Below are 20,027 nucleotides of genomic sequence, written 5' to 3' on the forward strand. Positions count from 1 at the left end.
ATGCAGGAGGTAGAGCTGCTATGCAGTCGCGCACCCTGATCTACGATTTTATAGCGCTCTTATTTAATATTTTTTGGAGGTTTCAGTCGGGTAGGGCGGGCAGGTTTTTTGTGCCCACGCGGATTAAAGCTATTACCTCCAGGCGGTGGGCACGAAATGCATGTGCCCACCCTACATTCACTGGCCTTCAAGGTTATTAAGGGGTGTCCGGCGATATGATCTGGCATTTATATCAGTGCCTGGGCGAAAAACTTTGGTGGTTTCGGCGGGTCTGACTGCCGGAAATTCGCGCCCTTGCCGGTGCGGGCCAAGCTTATCCTGGCGTGATTTTGGCCTTTCTATCCGGCACCAACACGGTATTTCGCGGTGGGCGACTATCATCCAAATCCGGATAATCCTTGGTGAAGTGCAGCCCGCGGCTCTCCTTGCGTTGCTGGGCGCTACGGATGATCAGTTCGGCAACGATGACCAGATTACGCAGTTCCAGCAAATCGCTGCTGATGCGGAATTTGCCGTAATATTCACCGATTTCGTCTTTCAGCAGCACCAGTCTGTTCATGGCCCGGTCCAGCCGTTTGCTGGTGCGGACGATGCCGACATAGTCCCACATGAAACGGCGTAATTCATCCCAGTTGTGGGCTATCACCACCTCTTCATCCGAATCGCTGACCTGCGACTCGTCCCAGGCCGGCAACAACGGCGGTTCCGGCAGGTCGGCGTATCGACGCCTTATGTCCTGATTGGCCTGCTCGGCAAACACCAGGCACTCCAGCAGCGAGTTGCTGGCCATGCGGTTGGCGCCGTGCAAACCGGTGCAGGCTACTTCACCTATGGCGTAAAGGCCGGGTATGTCGGTTCTGGCGTCCCGATCCGTCAACACGCCGCCACAGGTGTAATGGGCGGCCGGTACCACCGGAATTGGTTGGCGGCTGATATCGATGTCAACTTTCAGACATTGACTATAAATGGTGGGGAAGTGTTGTTGAATGAATTCCTTGGGCTTATGGCTAATGTCCAGATACACGCAATCGATACCGTGTTTTTTGATTTCGCTGTCTATGGCACGGGCGACGATGTCGCGGGGCGCCAGTTCCATGCGCTCGTCGTAGCGGCGCATGAAGCGTTCGCCGTTCGGCAATATCAAATGGCCGCCTTCGCCGCGTACGGCTTCGCTGATTAAAAACGAGCGTGCGGAAGGGTGGTAAAGGCAGGTGGGGTGGAATTGCATGAATTCCATATTGCCGACCCGACAGCCGGCCCGCCAAGCCAAGGCAATACCGTCTCCGCTGGAAATATGCGGGTTGGTGGAATACAAATACACCTTGTTGGCGCCGCCGGTGGCCAGCACCACGACTTTTGTGGCAATGGTCTTAATGGTGTCGGCTTTGCTGTCCAACACATAAGCACCGCAGATGCGCTGTGGAGATAAGCCCAGTTTTTCCGCCGTGATTAGTTCAACTACATTATGATGCTCCAATAAATCGATATTGGGATGTTGTCGGGCGCGTTCGATTAACGATAACGAAACCGCTTTGCCGGTGGCGTCATCAGTATGCACGATACGGCGATGCGAATGGCCGCCTTCCCGGTTTAAATGCAACTGTTTGCTGCCGTCGGCTACCTTTTCTTCGGTAAAATTGACGCCTTGGGCACGCAGCCATTCGATGCTTTCGCGTCCCTTGGATACCGTGAGTTGCACGATATCCGGGTCGCAAAGGCCGGCTCCGGCAATTAATGTGTCTTCGATGTGCGATTCGATAGAATCGTATTCATCGTCGAATACGGCTGAAATACCGCCTTGAGCATAGTAGGTGCTGCACTCGGTCAGTGCGAATTTGGCCAAGACCGCGACTCGATAGGTGTCGGCCAAATGCAGTGCCAAACTGAGGCCTGCACCGCCGCTACCGGCGATCAATACGTCATAATGTGGGTTGGAATGCGCTGTCAATGTAGTGTGTTTAAGAATATGAAGATTTTATTACGATGAGGCAAAATCATATCTTGTTTTAGCGCAGCGGTAATTTTTTTTGTATTGCCAGAACTAATGATGTTTAATTCTGTCCATTCTTACATCTTAATAGCTCAGTGAACGAATCAACAAGGCTCTCCGAAGATTTAGATCAGGACTTGGTGCGAAGAGTCCAGCAAGGCGACAAATCCGCCTTCGATCTTCTCGTTATCAAGTATCAACACAGGATTGTGCATCTGGTCAACCGGTATGTAAAAGACCCCAGTGAAGCGCAGGACGTGGCGCAGGATTCTTTTATCAAAGCCTACAAGGCCTTGGGTGATTTTAGAGGTGATAGCGCTTTTTATACTTGGTTATATCGAATAGCGATTAATACCGCTAAAAATTATCTGTTGTCGCGCTCCAGGCGGCATTCTGACTACGAAGTGGATATGCAGGATGCCGAACAAACCGAGAACGCCCCGCAGTTAAAGGATATAGAAACGCCGGAGCATCAATTGATGAATGATCAGATTATTGCGGTAATCAAATCAGCCATTGAGAAATTGCCCGAAGAAATGCGGATTGCCATTACCCTCCGGGAGTTTGAAGGCATGAGCTACGAAGAGATTGCCGAAGCCATGGACTGCCCGATTGGCACCGTGCGCTCTCGGATATTCAGGGCCCGTGAGGCCATCGACGAAAAATTAAACCCATTGCTCGGTTAAAGGTATTACCATGCAAGAACAACAACTTGAAAAACTTTCATTATTGGTTGACGATCAACTCGATAATGCACAGGCTGTCTCGATGTTAAAGTCGGTTCAGCGCGACCCGGAACTGCAAGCCAAGCTGCAACGCTATGCCCTGATTAGTCAGGCGCTTAAAGGCGAACAAGGCTCGGTAGCAAGTCTGGATTTTTCCGACAAGATCAAACAACAGTTGCAATCGGAACCGGTTTACTTTTTGCCGCGGAAAAAATCCGACGACCACATTAAAAAAACCTCGCTAGCAGTGGCAGCTTCGGTGGTTTTGGCGGTAGTCGGATTTTACGCCGGAAAAATGCAAAATCAGGTGCAACCCTTCGCGGAAGTCACTGCGGCGGCTGAGCATCAGATGCCGGTAGAACAAATGAATGCGCAGTTTAATGATTATTTGCAAGCCCACGACAACGTTTGGTACGTTAACAACAATGTTGGCGTCAAATCGTATGCGCGCTTGGCCAGTTATCAACACAATTAAACTTATTAATGCGATTTTTATTTGTTTTTCTGTTTTTTGTATCCTGTGCATTTGCGAATGACGATCAGACTTTAAGCGGTCAGCAATGGCTGGAAAAAGTTAATCATGCGATGAAATCCTTGAATTACCACGGTACCGTGGTATTCATGAGACACGGTCAAGTCGATACCATGCGGTATCAGCACACTTTTGAAAATGGCATCGAAACCGAACGGTTGACTTCGTTGAATTCCCCATTGCGAGAAGTCACCCGGCAATCCAATGAGATCAGCTGTTTGTACAAGGAAAGTCAACAAAAGATCGAAACTCAACATCCGATAGACCGATCCTTCATCGTCAATTTGCCGTTAAAGCCGGAGCGTTTGCACGATGAGTATCTGTTTGCGGTGGCCGGTCAGGAAATGATCGCCATGCGCCCGGCACAAATTATTGCGGTTTTACCCAAGGATGACTTACGTTATGCGCGTAAGCTTTGGATCGATACCGCCAGCCTTCTGCCGCTGAAAGTTGAAGTCTACGGGCTGGACGGCAAAACCCTCGAGCAAGTCTTGTTTACCGATTTGAATGTGGATTTGTTAAATACTCATACCGATGCCGATCAAACGGCAGTCGACAAGAGCAAACATCATCAAATGGTTTCGCAAGCTGAAGCATTTGAAAAATCGCCATTTGAACTGAAAAAGTGGCCGGCAGGGTTTGAAAAAATTTTTTTCATCCGCAATACCATGCAGAAGTCCAGAAAAACCGTGGATCATTTGTTGATTAGCGACGGGTTTTCTTCCGTTTCGGTTTATTTTGAGGCCAAAAGTGAAAAAAGTATCGAAGGTTTACGTACTTTGGGTCCCGTTAACTCCTACAGTCGCGTGATAGATGATCTGCAAGTCACCGCATTAGGGGAAGTGCCTGTGCAAACCGTGGAATTGGTTGCTAAGGGCGTATCGTTGCGTTGAAATATTAACCACGTTTAAGTATGAAATGTATGAATGGAGAATTCATGTTTAATAAATTTGTAAATAGCCTATGGTTTTTGATGCTGATGACATCGGTAGCCTTTGCCCAGTTGCCCGATTTTACCGAAATGGTAAAAAACAACGGCGATGCAGTGGTCAATATCAGCACTACCCAAAAAGCGCCAGAGTTGATGATGGACTCTGATCAGCAACAAATCCCTCAGGATATACCGCCTGAGTTGGAAGATTTTTTCCGGCATTTCTTTCAAGGTCCAGGCCGCGGGTACGTGCCGAGGGAAACGAATTCTCTGGGTTCGGGCTTTGTGATTTCCAACGACGGTTACATTCTGACTAATCATCATGTGGTTAATAACGCCTCGGAAATTGTGGTTAAGTTGAAGGACAGGCGCGAGTTGTTGGCTAAATTGGTGGGTTCGGATGAGAGTACCGATGTGGCTTTACTGAAAGTGGATGCCAGTGATTTACCCGTAGTTCAAATCGGTTCGCCGGAACAGCTGCAAGTTGGTGAATGGGTGTTGGCCATAGGCACGCCGTTTGGTTTCGAACAATCCGTGACCGCAGGTATTGTTAGCGCGAAGGGCCGCAGTTTGCCGGACGGTAATTATGTGCCGTTTATCCAAACCGATGTGGCCATTAATCCCGGTAATTCCGGTGGGCCATTGTTTAACATGCGGGGTCAGGTAGTGGGTATCAACTCGCAAATTTATAGCCGATCAGGCGGTTATATGGGCTTATCTTTTGCGATTCCTATTGATGTAGCCATGAACGTTGCCGAGCAAATCAAAACCAAAGGTAAGGTATCTCGCGGCTGGTTGGGCGTGCAGATACAAGATGTTACCCGTCAATTGGCCGAATCCTTTGGTATGGACAGGCCGCACGGTGCTTTGGTTGCCAAGGTGGTGCCCGGTGGTCCGGCTGAAAAAGCCGGGCTGCAGGTTGGTGACATCATTGTAGAATTTGACGATCATGTGATAGAAACATCGGGCGAACTGCCGCCTATTGTCGGTATGACTCCGGTAGACGAAAAAGCCACGCTGAAAATCATTCGCCAGGGCGATAAGGAAGATTTGATAGTAAAAATCGGTCTGCTGCCGGCGCAGGCGGTGCAATTAACACCGAGTTCAATGCCCGAGATTACTGTAAATAGGCTTGGGTTGGGCGTGGTAGACCTGACCGAAGAACAGCGTGAACAGCTGCAAGTTGAAAAATACGGCGTTCTGGTGCAAAAAGTCAGTAAAGGTATTGCCCTGGATGCGGGCATTCAACCCGGAGACGTTATTTTGCGGGTGCAAAACGCACCGGTGAAAGATGTTGCTGACTTTAATAGAATTGTTGCTAAACTGCCTGCAGATAAATCGATTGCCATGCTGATTCAGCGTAACGGTAGTCCGGTCTTTTTAGCATTCAAGATAGATAAATAAGAGGTATTTTGCATATGGCTAACGCAATCATCATTACGCAATTAATTGGTAATACGCCGTTAGTCAAACTGCACAGGATTGTGCCTGATGACTCGGCCACTGTGCTGGTTAAATTGGAGTCCAGAAATCCGGGCGGATCGGTTAAGGACCGGATTGGTCAGGCTATGATTCAAGCCGCGGAGAAATCGGGACATTTAAAAGCCGGAGGCCGCATTGTTGAACCCACCTCCGGCAATACCGGTATTGCATTAGCAATGATAGCCGCCGCCCGCGGCTATCGCTGTACTCTGGTTATGCCGGATACCATGTCGATTGAAAGGCGGCAATTGCTGGCTTTGTACGGGGCCGAAATCGTCCTGACGCCCGGTAGCGAGGGTATGAATGGGGCGATTAATAAAGCCCATGACATTGTGGTGGAAACGGGTGCCTTCATGCCGCAGCAATTCGAAAATCCAGCCAACCCCGAAGTGCATCGTCAGACTACCGCCCAGGAAATCTGGTCGGGTACAGGGGGGCAAATCGATGCCTTTGTCTGCGGTGTGGGTACCGGAGGCACTATAACCGGCGTCGCCGATGTGATTAAAACCCGGAATCCTGATTTTAAAGCGATTGCCGTGGAACCTACCGAGTCCCCGGTCATCTCCGGCGGCGTGCACAGCCCGCATAAAATTCAAGGTATTGGCGCGGGGTTCATACCCAAAAATCTGGATGTGGATTTATTGGATGGAATTGAACTGGTTAGTACGGACGAGGCTTTTACGATGCGTAAACGCATAATCCAGGAAGAGGGAATTATGGTCGGTATATCTTCCGGCGCCAGTGTTTGCGCGGCTCTGCGCGTTGCCGCAAGGCTAGGGGTCGGCAAAACCGTAGTCACTATTGTTCATGATACGGGTGAGCGCTATTTGAGCATGAGTTAAAATCGCAGTTTATCCATTTATTTTTCGCTGAATGAAAGATTCGACTTTGAAACTGCGTTCCGCCGGGTTGGGTTATCTGATCAACCGCATCCAGACCCTGTTTGTCAGTATGCTGCGCATCTGGACGATACCAATCGTATTGATGCTCAGTGTGGCGTCGGGGTTTACCACTTATTACGGGCTGTCGCATTTTATTACGCCCTGGATTGCGTTGATCATTACCGTCGCTATTCAGTCCATTATCGTGATTTGTTCCTTGGAAATGGCCGGTATCCATTGGGCAGCCAACCGAACCCGCTATTTTTCCGTAGTTACTTCGCTGTGTATCGCCGTAACGGCTTCCATTACTTTTTCATATTTTAAATTTTACGAAATATCCGAACAGGAAACGCTGCATATCGACCGGGTACAGCAGATCAGGCAAGATATCAATGTCTACCTTGGCAGCGTTCTTGAACAAAAAAGCCAATTGCTGCAAAAACATCAACAGGCTTTGGATAAAGCATCGGTCGACGTCTCACAAGCCTATTTCGGTACCCATGAACAAATAGCGCCCGGCTACAGAAATCAGGTGGGGGAAGGGCCTTTTTGGCGGCATTACAATCAGATTTATCAGGAAAAAAAGCAGGCGTTTCAAGTTCAAGAGCAAGTCTTTCTGGATCTGGATGCCAAGATTCGCCAGTTACAAACCAGTCTGGGGGATCTGGATGTTGCCCAAAACCAGGAGGCGGCTTATTACCAAATGTTGAAAAACTATCAGGATATGCAGTTGATTGTGAATCAACTCTCCAGCAGCGCGGGTTTGCGGTTGCCGGATGCACCGATGTTGATGACTTATAAGCAATTCGTGGAAGAGGTCAAACCTTCATTTGCCATGTGGCAGGGCTTTTCCTGGTTTGCTTTTGCTTGTGCGGCCATGGTGGATTTTTTTACCGTGCTGCTCTCGTACCGTTTGGAGTTTACCGCCCCCGGCCCATTAACGGTGCAGGAAGAGGAATTGGTGTTTGAATGTTTGCGGCAATTTTCCGAGTTTCGCATCAACCAAAACGATGAGCTGGAAATGATCATCGAAAAATCCGAGCTGGAAAAGGCCCGCCGTTATTCCGACTGGTCACGGATGTTTGTGGTCGGTTTATTATTGAGCAGAGGCTTTTTAAGAAAAGTGGATGTCAGAACCGTCGAGTTCGCGCCCAGTCTCTACCCGTTAATTGCCGAAAAAATGTCTGACAAGATAGCGGCTCTAAAAGCTAAGTCTTTACCCAAAGCGATCGACGAGCGGCCATGAATAGTTCTAATAACCAGCTGGAAGCGTGGTTGGCGGGTGAGGATCTTTTTGAGCAAATGCTGCCAGACCCTGATCAGTGGGTGGCGGGGTTCGATGCGGACCGGCAATTAGTAATAGCGAAGATTGGTCCCTTCCAACGTGTTTTTTTAAAACCGGGAAAGTTCACCAAGCGTTTTTATCATCAGTTATATCCTTTAAAAATCGAAACCTGGCCTTATCGACGGCAAGTAAAATTGTTCGAAGATTTTTGCACGGTGGATATCGCGCTGGATGTGCGTTTTCAAGCCACCTTGAATTATGTGCAAAAAAACCTGGAAGTGTTGGATAGCATTAATCAGCATATTCAAGGGCTTTACGCGGCTGTTATTGAAGACAAAATTAATCTGGAGTTGAATAAGTTAGCTGACGGCGGCTGGGTGCAAAAGGGGTTGGCCGAACACGAAAAGCGGATCGCCATCTCTGTTTGCGAGGTGTTGACACAGCAGCATATTCAGGCCGAAGCCATCTGCCACATGACGGTCACTTTTGTGGATTTTCCGGAAGTTCAGCTAGGGAAGGATAGTGTTTATCTGCACGTGCTGAAAAGGACTTTTGAATTAAACGAAGAAAAAAATCAGGAACATCAACGCCAGCAGCGTTATAACGAACAGCAAGCCTTATTGGCAAAACAGCAGGAACTGGAACATCTTAAACAGCTGGCCGAAATGCAGCGCCGGATTCAGTTGGCCGAAGCCGAAGCGCAGATCCAGTTGTTACAGGATAAGGAACAGCTGCTCGCTCAGCAACTTCAGGTAGAGGGTCGCATACATGCCGCTCGGACCCGTCATGAGCAGCATCTCAAGGAAATCAGCTTTGAGACTGAATTGGGTGTGCAGCAAGAGCTGGAAGCCAGGCAGAGATTGGCGGAAACCCAGCAGATGACGGAGCGTTTAGCGCATCAGGCTTTGTTGGCGGATAAACAGACGGTGGCGGAAATCCAGCGGCGCGAGGCTGCTCGACAACGTTGGCGCGAGGCGGAGAAATTCGAGAATGATCGAGACGGCAACGAGAGTGTCGATGAATAAAATAATCAGTGGCATCGCCCTGGGTCTTTTATTCATTATGTTGTCAGCTTGCTCATCGGCACCGCAAAGACTGCAAATCAGTTCCGAGGTGGATGCGTTGGCGACAAATGAAGCCCAAAGCAAGCGGCGCTTTGTAATATTGCCTGGTAACAAAGACATTAACCCGCAGGATTTGCAATTTATGGAGTTCAAGGGGTATGTCGAAAAATCCTTGCTTAACCGTGGTTTTATTAAGGTCGAGCAAATGCAGGATGGCGATGCGGTGTTATTTTTGAATTACGGCACAGGAGAGCCGCAGCTTAGACAATATAGCTACGACGTGCCGGTGATGAATAATTTTGGCTATTACCCCTACTATCGCCCTTATCGGTACTATCCAAGCATGACTTACGGCTATACACAACATACTGAAACCTATGCGGTTTATAAGCGTTATTTGACGCTTGAAGCCTATGATATGGCAGCGTATTTACAGCAAAAGACTCCGATTCAGCTATGGAAAGTCAGTGTACAAAGCCAGGGGCAAAGTAATGATCTTAGGCTGATCTTTCCTTACATGGTGACAGCCATGCAACCCTATCTCGGTACCAATACCGGTCATATGCTGACGGTAAAGGTGGACGAAACCAATCTGCTTTTGAAAGATATTTCTACCGGTAATCCGAATCGCCTACCTGCGCCTTCTCCCATGCCGCTGCCATAAAGAAACCCATACCAGACCCCAAAGCCGCTTCAATCCACCAGACCGTCCAGATTGGATTTAATGGCCAATATTTCAGCGAGATTGGCGCTGAGAAACGCCTCCGACAAGCCGATTTTTTCCGCCACCTGAAAAGGCAATGCGGCCAGAATGTCTTGTTCGGTTTTGTTGTTTTCAACCGCGTCGCTGATAAACTGAGCCAGATGTAGGCAACAAGCGATGGGAGAGGGGGCCTCAAAAGTTAGGGGTTCGCCGGAATGCTGAATAGCTTCCACCAGTACGTCACCGAATTTCCAACGTCGGCATAATTCCGCACAGACATCCTGATTAGTAAAACCCAAACAGGTTCTTTCAAAATTGGCGCGCGATAAATGGCCGGCTTTGGTGTGTTGATCGATTTCGTTGGCTGCACTGGGTAAGCCGATATGAATCAAAATATTGCCTAGATTGCCGATTAATCCCGCTGTATACGCAATTTCGCTGGAATTATGCGTGTGTTCCGCAAGCCATTTGGCGTACACCGCGGTTCTGAAGCAATTTGTCCAAAATCTTTTAATATCGAAATTTTCTATTTTGGGCATTGACGAAACAATGCCAGAGGCAATTACCAGGGTTTTTAATTGATTCATGCCCAGCATGACCGTGGCTTCATCAATGGAAGAAATTTTTCGCGATAAGCCGAAATGTGCCGAATTGACCAGACGCAAAATTTTCAGCGAGATGACTTGCTCTTTTTCAACATTTTTAGCTATGTCCAGCATTTCCGCATGAGGGTCGTTAAGTTGGGTAATGATTGTTCTAACGACTTCCGGAATTTGCGGGAGTTTAGGAATGTTATCGAACAGCTGGTTCATTTGAATTGGCATAGGGCGAGGGGTCCTTGAAAAGTGAGGAAAATCGTTGAAAGTTTAGTCGAAATCAAACTTCCACCTATAAAAAAAATGTAAAAAATTTGGCTGCGGCATTAATTCTACCGCTACCGTAAAAAACCTAAGCCTAAATTGGCTTTATTATGCAGTCAATGTCGATAAAGCTGGATACTGGTAAGGATTTTTATAATAATCAATGTGGCCGAAACGACAGGCGATTTAGGTGCCTGTAGCTTTCCCACATAACAATAATAACCACAATGAGGTGACACCATGCTAGCTAAAATTGCAGTAGCGGATTATATGTCCAAGCATCCAGTAACTGTAAGTCCGGACACTGAAGTATCGTCGGCGTTTAAGAAGATGCTGGACCACAAAATCACTAGCGTGCCGGTTGTAGATGGCCACGGTAAACTAGTCGGTATTTTTTCGGAAAAAGACGGAATGAAGATTTTCCTCGAATCCGCCTATAACCAAAGTATGACTGGTAAAGTCAGCGAATTTATGACCGCAGCGCCAATGGTCGTTGATGTAGACGAAAGTTTAGTCGATGTCGCCACCAAGTTTCAAAACTCACCGATCAGGAGTTTTCCGGTATTTAAAGACGGCGCCATGGTGGGAATGATCAGTCGGGTCGATGTTTTAAGAGCATTGGTTTCCGCTCACTAAGCGGTAAGGCCTTGAACGAGATTTGACTATGGTTACCCAGCGTGCGTTATGGAAACAGCATTTTCCGGAATTTGTTAACCAGGACGACAAGGTTCTTAAGCAGTTGATGGACTCGGCCATGCTGATAAATCTGCCCGCCGGTCAGCAGGTATTTTATCCTGGAAAAATCTGCGAAAATTATCTGTTGATGCTTTCCGGCAGCGTCAAGGCGCAAATTATCTCCGCGGATGGCAGGGAAGTTTTGCTTTATCATGTGAGGGCGGGAGATTCCTGTGTGTTGACCACATCCTGTCTGCTCGGGGACAATCGTTATCCGGCGGAAGGGTTTACCGAAACTGATGTCGAAGCGTTTGCCATTGCGGCTCCGGTTTTTAATCGTTGCCTGGCTTGCTCGGCATTTTTTCGTGAATTTGTATTCCGTAGCTTCTCCTCCCGACTGGCCGATGTGATTAAGCGCATGGAAGCGCTCAGTTTTGGGTCGGTTGATCAAAAACTCGCCAAAGCGCTGTTGGTCGATGGATCCCGGACGATTCAAAAAACCCATCACGAACTGGCTCTGGAAATGGGCTCAGTTCGTGAAGTGGTTTCCCGTCATTTAAAGCGGTTTGAAAGTTGTGGGTGGTTGAGCATGAAACGCGGCAGTATCGAAATTATCGATGCCGAGGCGTTAGCGCAAGTTATTAACGATACATATGAATCTTAGTCGTTTCGTTCTTTCTGGGATTTGTTTTCATTGCCGATATAATGCAGCATGATAAAGCCCATCACGAATCCTAATACGGCAGAGAACACCAAGGGTAGTGCAAAAGGGATATCGTGCGGATCTCTCAGGTTCATATGTAAAATACCCGAGGCGAAGTTAAAGATTAAATCTAACATGATTTCCTACCTTTTCTAATTGTTGAGTTAGCCGGTAAAACCAAAATGCGGTTTAAAGGCGATTTAGAATATAAAGATAGGCTGATAAATTATCAGTGACTAAGTTACACAACTTGTTGTATGAGGTGATATATCGTTAAAATGGCAACACTTTTGCTGGTTGGAGATAGACATGACAAACAGAAATAACCTTCACAGTGGCAAGCGGGTTAAAAACATTGCTGCCATGTTGTATTTATTAGTGCTGACATTCGTGGTGGGTGGGACTTACATTAACCAGCAGCAAAACGAAGCAGCCTCCTCGCCAGAATCAAATAAAATCGGACTTGCTCAATAGCCGTTAGTTCAGGTTGGCGACATCTATTTGTTTTTGAATAGTTTTTGCGAGAAAAAGCCTATCAAGGCAATCACAAATAGCCCGGAAAATACCGATAATCCAATTTCATCTTCTTTAGCCACTTCATGGCTTCGCTTGGCTGCCAGGACAGACGCCGATGTACGACCATCCACTGAATAACCGGGCTTAGAATGCTCTATGTCCGGTTTTTCCGCTCCAAATGTAGTCGGGGAGAGGCATGCTAAAGTGGCTAGCAAAACCAAGCATATGTACTTAAAACGATGCGGCTTATTCATTTTGTAACCTCATTCACAAGTGATCTTTTAAACGTATTGTACGCTTTGGCTGGTAAAAATCGTTAGGTCCTGTAAGGTTTAGTGGCAGGGATTTACTTGAAGCAAGCATTGTAATCCGTATTTATTTTACCTGTAAAAGTATATCAATTTCATGTATATAGCGGTTTTTATTGTAGTAGTATGTTTGATTGTTTTGCTGGTTTTCATAAGCCGTTTGCAGCGGTTGCGGATGGAAAAACGTGCCGATTACATTCGCTGCTATCGTTTTCCGCGGGGATTAAGTCGACAAATTAGAACAGCATTATCCGGATTTGTCGGAGCAGGATTTTGCACTGGGTATGCGCGCCTTACGACAATATTTTCTGGCTTATTTGCAAGGTGGTTGCCGGTTTGTTTCCATGCCGTCCAGGCTGACCGATGATTATTGGCATGAGTTTATTTTGTATACACGGCATTACCAGTTGTTTTGCCATAAGGCATTCGGTCGATTTTTTCATCATACCCCGGCTGTCGTGCTAGGGAAAAGTCGGCAAAACAATGTGGGCTTGCGGCGAATGTGGTGGTTTTGCTGCCAGGAAGAGGGTATTAATCCTAAGAACCCCAGCCGGTTACCGCTGTTATTTGCATTGGACAGCAAACTCAATGTACCTGATGGGTTTGTTTATACGGTCGATTGTAGTCATGTTCGCAAATCTGGTAACGAGCGCGGTACAGTAGTATATTGCGGCGGTGATTTTTCCAGCACCGACTTTGATGGAGCGAGTGATGGTTTTTTCGATAGCGATTCAGGCTCGGATTCCGGCGGCGATGCCGGGTGCGGTGGCGGTTGTGGGGGAGATTAGTAATTTAAGGTTTTGATGCTAGTCGTCAGTCAATTTTTGTTTCACGGGAAACTTCTAAGGTTGGAAGAGAAACTACTTTAACTTTATCGATATTTCACATTAATAACTTGTTGTAAGGTATTGATAAAAAAAATGAGTTTAGTGCTTATTGATTCTGACTGATATCATCTGTTAGTCCGTTTCTAATCTGTTGCTTGCGTAATGGGTCTGTTTTAATGACGCGACTTGCCGTTGCGTCATCCGCGCCCAGCCGTCTTGTAGGATTTTCAATTCGCTGGAGATATGAATTGAACTGGACAAGCGTATTGTTCAGAAATAAGCTATGCGCTTTTCTGAAGTCGCCGGAACAGCACATGGATACTTGTTATCCTAGTATGCCGAAATTCATTGGCGCGTTTTTCGACGCTTTGTATCAACATCCAGTCATGATGTTGGTATTCATGGCCGGTATCACGGCCTTGGCTGGCTCCTGGTGGTACAAATCCAGTAAAAGGCCGGAGTCGCGTTAGGCGCTGCCTACCATTCAATTCCGGTTGATTCCACGGTTTAGATGTGGCCGATTTTTCTCAAATCGACGCATTAAGCAGGATATTGGGTGATTCAAGTATCGATGTGTTAGTAAATAACGCCGCTATCTATACCGATATCTCGGGAAAGGGGGGCGGTCAATTGGATAACAAGCCTGGCCTTCAGCGTTCTGGGTGAATAGTATCGCGCCGGCATAACTAGTCGAGGCGTTTTTGCCGCAAATTAAACCTAGCCAAAAAAACTGCTTGTTACTATCAGCAGTCTTATGGGTAGCATGAAGGACAATACCAGCGGCGGTAGCTTGCAATACCAGTCCAATAAAGCCGGGCTAAACGCGGCGATGAAAAGCTTGGCAATCGATTTACATCTGGCGACTTAGTATTGCATCCAGGTTGGATGAAAACCGATTTGGGCGGAAAAAATGCTTTAATCCTTTAATCGATGTGGCGGAAAGCGTTGCAGGCATGCGCCGCTGTATAGCGCTATTTCCCTTGCCGCAATCCGGGAATTTCCTGAAGTACGATGTCAACGAGTTGCCTTGGAAATTGTTTTGTCGGTTAAACAGAATTTGTTGTTGACATTGCTGTTTATATTTTAGGTTATGCACAAAAACTAATTTAGCCTGCTGTTTAAAAAATGCTTGACAAGGCAACTTGTTGAATTTTGGAGAAAAATACCTAAGTTATTGATAGTTAATAGCTATTTATTCTTGATCAAGTTTAACTCAATTTAACACGGGGTCAGTAAAATCAGGGGCTGTCGTCCGATTTCGACATTTAACTCACAGAGTTATCCACAGCTTTTGTGGGTAACTCATCCGCAAACTGAAGCATCTCTCGGCAACAATTTTGTTAGTTATCTGCACGAGATGTTTGCCATAAAGTAACAAGTGGCTAGACTGAGTGTTGAATTATTTTGGCTTAATAGCCTTTACAGGCATATGGTTTATAATTTAACAATGATCCGGTTGAAGCTTACAGTGTAAGTCGTGTTGTTAACCGTCTCGGTTGTCCTTTGCACGAGCCTATATTTAGGAGTAAAAGGACTAGATGTTGCCGAAGTACTGATCTCGGGTTAGTCTTTTCTCAGTTAAAAGGTTGTTATATGCAAAATCAGCAAACACTTACCATTGACGGTAATCAGGCGGCGGCTAGTGTCGCGCACAAATTAAATGAAGTGATTGCCATTTATCCTATAACGCCTTCTTCGCCGATGGGCGAGTGGGCCGACGAATGGTCGTCTCGCGGGCAGGTCAATCTATGGGGTACGGTGCCTCAGGTTGTGGAGATGCAAAGCGAGGCAGGGGCGGCGGGTGCCATTCACGGCGCATTGCAGGCAGGTACTCTGGCAACCACGTTTACCGCGTCGCAGGGCTTGTTACTTATGTTGCCCAATATGTACAAAATTGCTGGCGAATTAAGTCCGGCGGTATTTCACATTGCAGCCCGTTCGCTTGCCTGTCAGGCTTTATCAATATTTGGTGATCATTCCGACGTGATGTCGGCGCGCATGACTGGTTTTGCCATGCTGTGCTCCAATTCTCCGCAGGAAGTACAGGATCTAGCCCTGATTGCCCATGCCGCCAGTTTGGAAGGACGGATTCCCTTCATGCATTTCTTCGACGGTTTCCGTACTTCGCACGAAGTGGCAAAACTCATCACCATTGATGATGAAGTGTTGCGCGGCATGATAAAGCAGGAATGGGTCAATGCATTTCGTAGCCGGGCCCTGACGCCCGATAATCCGGTATTGCGCGGCACCGCGCAAAATCCGGATGTGTATTTTCAAGCCAGGGAAGCGGTAAATCCGTTTTACCAGGCGCTGCCCGATATCGTGCAAAACGCCATGGATCGCTTCGCGCAACTGACCGGTCGTCAATACCGCCTGTTTGACTACCTGGGAGCGGCGGATGCCGAACGTGTGATGATTTTAATGGGCTCCGGCGCCGAGGCCGCCGAAGAAACCCTGGATTATCTCAACCGGCAAGGCGAATCGGTCGGCTTGTTGAAAGTGCGTTTATATCGGCCCTTTTCCGCCGAACATCTTATCGCCGCATTGCCGGCTAGTTGCCGCAAAATTGCGGTACTGGATCGCACCAAGGAACCGGGTTCGGATGGCGAGCCGTTGTACAAAGATGTATTGGGCGCCATTGCCCGGCACGTTTGCAGCGCTAACAACAAATTTAGCAGCATGCCTAAAGTGGTGGGTGGGCGATATGGCTTGTCATCCAAGGAATTTACTCCGGGCATGATCAAGGCGATTTTCGACGAACTGCGGCATGAGCAACCGAAAAACTCGTTCACCATCGGCATAAACGACGATGTGTCGCACACTAGCTTACTCTGGGATGCCGGCTTTAGAACCGACATGCATAAAGGTATCTTCCAAGCCATGTTTTATGGCCTGGGTAGTGACGGCACGGTCGGCGCGAACAAAAACACCATCAAGATTATCGGCGAAGAGACCACGGATTTTGCCCAGGGATATTTCGTTTACGACTCCAAAAAATCTGGCGCGATTACGGTATCGCATTTGCGCTTTGGCGCCAAACCAATCAAATCCACTTATTTGATTGGCGAAAACGATGCTAATTTCATTGGCTGCCATCAAACCATTTTCCTTGAACGCTATGACATGCTGGTCAATGCCGCCGACAACGCGGTGTTTTTGTTGAATACCCCGGAGCCGACCGACAAGGTTTGGGACAGTCTGCCCAAAACCATGCAGCAACAAATGCTGGCTAAAAACATCCGTTTTTACGTGATAGACGGTTATGCTGTGGCGGAAAAATGCGGCATGGGCAAGCGTATCAACACCATCATGCAGACCTGTTTTTTTGCCATTTCCGGGGTGCTGCCGCAGGAACAAGCTATCGAAGCTATTAAACATGCGGTGGAAAAAACCTACGGTAAAAAAGGCCGCCGCATTGTCGAACTGAATTTCAAGGCCATTGATGACACGCTGGCCGGTCTGAATCAAGTCAGCTTGCCCAAGCAGGCCAGTAGTAGCTTCGATATCATGGGTCATATCGCCGATTCGGCGCCAGAGTTTGTTAAACGGGTTACCGCGGAAATCATAGCCGGTCGGGGCGATTTATTGCCGGTCAGTGCAATGCCGGTGGACGGCACGTTTCCAACCGGCACCACCGCTTACGAGAAACGCAATCTGGCACTAGAAATTCCGGTATGGGAAACCGATTTATGTACCGAATGCGGCAAGTGCGCCATGGTTTGTCCACATGCGGCGATCCGCAGCAAAATCTATCCGGTCGAAGCACTTGAAAACGCGCCGGAGACGTTTAAACATGCGCCGATGCTGGGTAAGGATTTTCCGGCCGGTTTGGCGATGACTTACCAAGTGGCTGCGGAAGATTGTACCGGTTGCAGTTTATGCGTGGACATATGTCCGATTCGGGATAAGTCCAATGCCAGCCGCAAGGCATTGAACATGAATCCACAAGCGCCATTACGCGAACCGGAGCGGGAAAACTGGGATTTTTTCCTGTCCCTGCCGGAATATGACAGACGTCATCTGAAACTTAACACCATCAAGGGGGCGATGGTGTTACAACCTTTATTTGAGTTTTCTGGTGCCTGCGTCGGTTGCGGCGAAACGCCATACGTAAAACTTGCCTCGCAATTATTTGGCGACCGCATGATCGTGGCCAATGCCACCGGTTGTTCTTCGATCTACGGTGGTAATTTACCCACTACGCCTTGGACCAAAAACAAGGAAGGTCGCGGCCCGGCCTGGAATAACTCCTTGTTCGAGGATAATGCCGAATTTGGTTTGGGCATGCGGGTGTCTATTGATAAACAAATGACTTTTGCCCAAGAGTTATTGTCGAGTTTACGCATACCGTTAGGCGATGAAACCGTGGATGCGCTATTGCACGCCGATCAGTCCGACGAAGCGGGCCTATACGAGCAGCGTCAACGCGTGGCCGATTTGAAGCAGCGTCTGCAAGCGCTTTCCGAACCGGCCGCCAAATCATTGTTGGAACTGGCCGATTATTTATGCAAAAAAAGTGTTTGGATCATGGGGGGCGACGGTTGGGCCTATGATATCGGTTACGGCGGTTTGGATCACGTGTTGGCTAGTGGGCATAACGTGAACATTCTGGTGCTGGACACCGAAGTCTATTCCAACACCGGTGGGCAAATGTCAAAAGCCACCCCGCTAGGTGCCGTAGCCAAATTTGCCTCCGGCGGTAAAGCCGTGGCCAAAAAAGATTTAGGCTTGCTGGCGATGGATTACGGGAATGTTTATGTCGCGCATGTGGCTTATGCCGGCAAGGATATTCAGACCTTAAATGCCTTTATTGAAGCTGAAGCGCACGACGGGCCTTCCATCATTATTGCCTATGCGCCTTGTATCGCTCATGGGGTGGATATGTCCAACAACCACCGCCAACAAAATTTGGCCGTCAAAAGCGGGCATTGGCCGCTGTTCCGATTTAACCCCAACCGAATCAAGCAAGGTAGAAATCCAATGCAACTGGATTCGGCAGAGCCATCCATTCCGTATCGCGAATTTGTCATGAGCGAGACCCGTTTCAGCATGCTTTGGCAATCGCATCCGGATGACGCGGAAAAATTTCTAAAGCGTGCCCAGCAGGATGTCAAAAACCGTTACCGTTATTACAAGCAACTGTCCGAGCTGGAATGGAACGATGCCACCAGTGTTTCCGCTTTAAAAGCCCAACTGACTACCGAGACTGCCAAGGAGACTCAACATGGTTGATTTAACAACGGATTATTTAGGCCTAAAACTGGCCCATCCTTTGGTGCCGTCAGCGTCCCCGCTCAGTAAAAATCTGGATAGCGCCCGCAAGCTGGAAGATGCGGGGGCATCGGCTCTGGTATTGCCGTCCTTGTTTGAAGAAAAAATCGAAGCCGAACAGGAACAAATGGCGCGGTTTTTTTACGGGCAGGCTATTGGATACGGCGAAGCGGATTCGTTTCATCCCGTGCCCGACCAGATTCTGACCTACCAGGCGCAATACCTGGAGCACCTGCGGCAAATTAAAGCGGCGCTGAACATACCTGTGATCGCCAGTTTGAATGGGACTTCGCTGGGCGGTTGGATCGAATATGGCGTGGCCTTGCAACAAGCCGGCGCCGATGCGCTGGAGTTGAATATCTATCATTTGGCGGCTAACGTTAATGAAGACAGCGAAACGGTGGAAAACCGTTATCTGGACATTCTGCGCGAATTAAAAAGCCAGATCAGTATTCCGCTTACCTTAAAACTGTCGCCACAATTCAGTTCGCCGCTACATTTCGCTCAACGCTTACAGACCGCCGGTGCCAATGGCATCGCTATATTCAACCGTTTTTATCAGCCCGACATCGATCTGGAAACATTGCAGGTAGTACCGACACTGGAATTATCGACCGCTCAGGAAGCTTTGTTGCGTATTCGTTGGACAGCCTTGCTTTATGGCAGGGTCAATATGTCGCTGGCGGTAACCGGCGGCTTTCATGAAACATCGGATGTCATTAAAGCCTTGCTGGCCGGGGCGGATGTGGTGCATCTTTGTAGCGTGCTGCTAGAAAAAGGTATTGGCCGGTTATCTGAAATATACTCCGAATTGTCTGATTGGCTGGAAGCCCATGAGTACCAGTCGATCCGCCAGTTAAAAGGCAGCGTAAGCCAGCAACATTCGATCGATCCCAGCTTATACGAGCGGGCCAATTACGTGCAGGTATTAGATAGTTATACGCCGGCCAGCGGTGTCTTGAGATAAAGCCTTTTCGCTTGTCGGTCGCGCCCGGAATTTACCTCCAATTGGAAATTTTTTTTCAATGCTGGTCAAGATTGATGCGTTATGCCTTCCATAACGCGTGGCCGATTCTCGTCACTGATGCCAGGCCTGCCCCGCACGCAGTCAATTTTGGCTGTCAGTTATGTGAACTATTAGACGCTCCCATTTAATGTGCCAACAAAAACCGCATTTTGTATTTTAATCCGCACGGTAATAATTGTGCGTGGATTGCTGTTTTTAGACCTTAAAAATGAATTTCACCTAATAGTTTAGGCGCCTTCAGGCAGCG

Annotated in this window: 19 protein-coding genes; 15 read left to right on the forward strand and 4 right to left on the reverse strand. The window is 48.0% G+C overall.

From position 1 onward, the window contains the following. Positions 1-313 precede the first annotated feature (313 nt). Entirely contained in the window at positions 314-1,948 is a 1,635-nt protein-coding gene (gene nadB / locus M0R33_RS04340; protein WP_292565622.1) for an L-aspartate oxidase, read from the reverse strand. A 137-nt stretch (positions 1,949-2,085) separates the two neighbouring features. Here nadB and rpoE point away from each other — a divergent pair, with 137 nt between their 5' ends. The 8 genes from rpoE to M0R33_RS04380 are packed head-to-tail and all read left to right on the forward strand — an operon-like array spanning position 2,086 to position 9,554. After that, entirely contained in the window at positions 2,086-2,676 is a 591-nt protein-coding gene (gene rpoE / locus M0R33_RS04345; RefSeq protein ID WP_013819409.1) for an RNA polymerase sigma factor RpoE, read from the forward strand. Between the two features lie 10 nt (positions 2,677-2,686). After that, positions 2,687-3,190, forward strand: a complete 504-nt coding sequence (locus tag M0R33_RS04350) for a sigma-E factor negative regulatory protein (RefSeq protein ID WP_292565626.1) — start codon at positions 2,687-2,689, stop codon at positions 3,188-3,190. Between the two features lie 8 nt (positions 3,191-3,198). Further along, positions 3,199-4,140 (forward strand): MucB/RseB C-terminal domain-containing protein, encoded by a 942-nt coding sequence (locus tag M0R33_RS04355; protein ID WP_292565628.1) that lies wholly within the window; start codon positions 3,199-3,201, stop codon positions 4,138-4,140. Between the two features lie 44 nt (positions 4,141-4,184). Continuing rightward, positions 4,185-5,582, forward strand: a complete 1,398-nt coding sequence (locus M0R33_RS04360; protein ID WP_292565631.1) for a DegQ family serine endoprotease — start codon at positions 4,185-4,187, stop codon at positions 5,580-5,582. 14 nt (positions 5,583-5,596) lie between these two features. Further along, complete coding sequence (cysK, locus tag M0R33_RS04365; RefSeq protein ID WP_292565634.1) at positions 5,597-6,502, forward strand: cysteine synthase A; 906 nt, start codon at positions 5,597-5,599, stop codon at positions 6,500-6,502. Between the two features lie 31 nt (positions 6,503-6,533). After that, entirely contained in the window at positions 6,534-7,787 is a 1,254-nt protein-coding gene (locus M0R33_RS04370; RefSeq protein ID WP_292565635.1) for a hypothetical protein, read from the forward strand. After that, on the forward strand, positions 7,784-8,851 hold the full coding sequence (locus M0R33_RS04375) for a hypothetical protein (RefSeq protein ID WP_292565636.1): 1,068 nt from the start codon (positions 7,784-7,786) through the stop codon (positions 8,849-8,851). The genes M0R33_RS04370 and M0R33_RS04375 overlap by 4 nt, the downstream gene beginning before the upstream one ends. Further along, complete coding sequence (locus M0R33_RS04380) at positions 8,844-9,554, forward strand: hypothetical protein (RefSeq protein WP_292565638.1); 711 nt, start codon at positions 8,844-8,846, stop codon at positions 9,552-9,554. Before M0R33_RS04375 ends, M0R33_RS04380 begins: the two co-directional genes overlap by 8 nt. Before the next feature lie 29 nt (positions 9,555-9,583). Here the strand turns inward: M0R33_RS04380 and M0R33_RS04385 are convergent, their stop codons facing one another. After that, on the reverse strand, positions 9,584-10,417 hold the full coding sequence (locus M0R33_RS04385) for an HDOD domain-containing protein (RefSeq protein ID WP_292565641.1): 834 nt from the start codon (positions 10,415-10,417) through the stop codon (positions 9,584-9,586). A gap of 276 nt (positions 10,418-10,693) precedes the next feature. On the opposite strand from M0R33_RS04385, the gene M0R33_RS04390 reads away from it, so the two are divergent. Both M0R33_RS04390 and M0R33_RS04395 read left to right on the forward strand, forming a co-directional pair. Further along, positions 10,694-11,089: a CBS domain-containing protein gene (locus M0R33_RS04390; RefSeq protein ID WP_292565644.1), complete on the forward strand. Its 396-nt coding sequence runs from the start codon at positions 10,694-10,696 to the stop codon at positions 11,087-11,089. A gap of 28 nt (positions 11,090-11,117) precedes the next feature. Beyond that, entirely contained in the window at positions 11,118-11,792 is a 675-nt protein-coding gene (locus M0R33_RS04395) for a Crp/Fnr family transcriptional regulator (RefSeq protein WP_292565646.1), read from the forward strand. Here M0R33_RS04395 and M0R33_RS04400 read toward each other — a convergent pair. Further along, on the reverse strand, positions 11,789-11,968 hold the full coding sequence (locus tag M0R33_RS04400) for a hypothetical protein (protein ID WP_292565649.1): 180 nt from the start codon (positions 11,966-11,968) through the stop codon (positions 11,789-11,791). The two genes, M0R33_RS04395 and M0R33_RS04400, sit on opposite strands and share 4 nt — an antisense overlap. Before the next feature lie 172 nt (positions 11,969-12,140). Between M0R33_RS04400 and M0R33_RS04405 the strand changes: the two genes are divergently transcribed. After that, a complete protein-coding gene (locus M0R33_RS04405) occupies positions 12,141-12,305 on the forward strand; it encodes a hypothetical protein (RefSeq protein ID WP_292565652.1) in 165 nt (54 codons plus the stop codon). A 23-nt stretch (positions 12,306-12,328) separates the two neighbouring features. Here the strand turns inward: M0R33_RS04405 and M0R33_RS04410 are convergent, their stop codons facing one another. Next, positions 12,329-12,601, reverse strand: a complete 273-nt coding sequence (locus M0R33_RS04410; protein WP_292565655.1) for a hypothetical protein — start codon at positions 12,599-12,601, stop codon at positions 12,329-12,331. A 311-nt stretch (positions 12,602-12,912) separates the two neighbouring features. Between M0R33_RS04410 and M0R33_RS04415 the strand changes: the two genes are divergently transcribed. From M0R33_RS04415 to M0R33_RS04430, 4 genes are all read left to right on the forward strand, one after another. Beyond that, positions 12,913-13,443 carry a hypothetical protein gene (locus tag M0R33_RS04415; protein ID WP_292565658.1) on the forward strand — a complete coding sequence of 177 codons (531 nt, stop codon included), beginning with the start codon at positions 12,913-12,915 and terminating at the stop codon, positions 13,441-13,443. 287 nt (positions 13,444-13,730) lie between these two features. Next, on the forward strand, positions 13,731-13,952 hold the full coding sequence (locus tag M0R33_RS04420) for a hypothetical protein (protein ID WP_292565661.1): 222 nt from the start codon (positions 13,731-13,733) through the stop codon (positions 13,950-13,952). 1,123 nt (positions 13,953-15,075) lie between these two features. Next, the gene (gene nifJ, locus M0R33_RS04425; RefSeq protein WP_292565664.1) at positions 15,076-18,714 is read left to right on the forward strand and encodes a pyruvate:ferredoxin (flavodoxin) oxidoreductase; all 3,639 of its coding nucleotides are present in this window, start codon (positions 15,076-15,078) and stop codon (positions 18,712-18,714) included. Beyond that, positions 18,707-19,720 carry a dihydroorotate dehydrogenase-like protein gene (locus tag M0R33_RS04430; protein ID WP_292565667.1) on the forward strand — a complete coding sequence of 338 codons (1,014 nt, stop codon included), beginning with the start codon at positions 18,707-18,709 and terminating at the stop codon, positions 19,718-19,720. Before nifJ ends, M0R33_RS04430 begins: the two co-directional genes overlap by 8 nt. Positions 19,721-20,027 lie beyond the last annotated feature (307 nt).

The organism is Methylomonas sp. (assembly GCF_023228165.1).
Lineage (GTDB): Bacteria > Pseudomonadota > Gammaproteobacteria > Methylococcales > Methylomonadaceae > Methylomonas.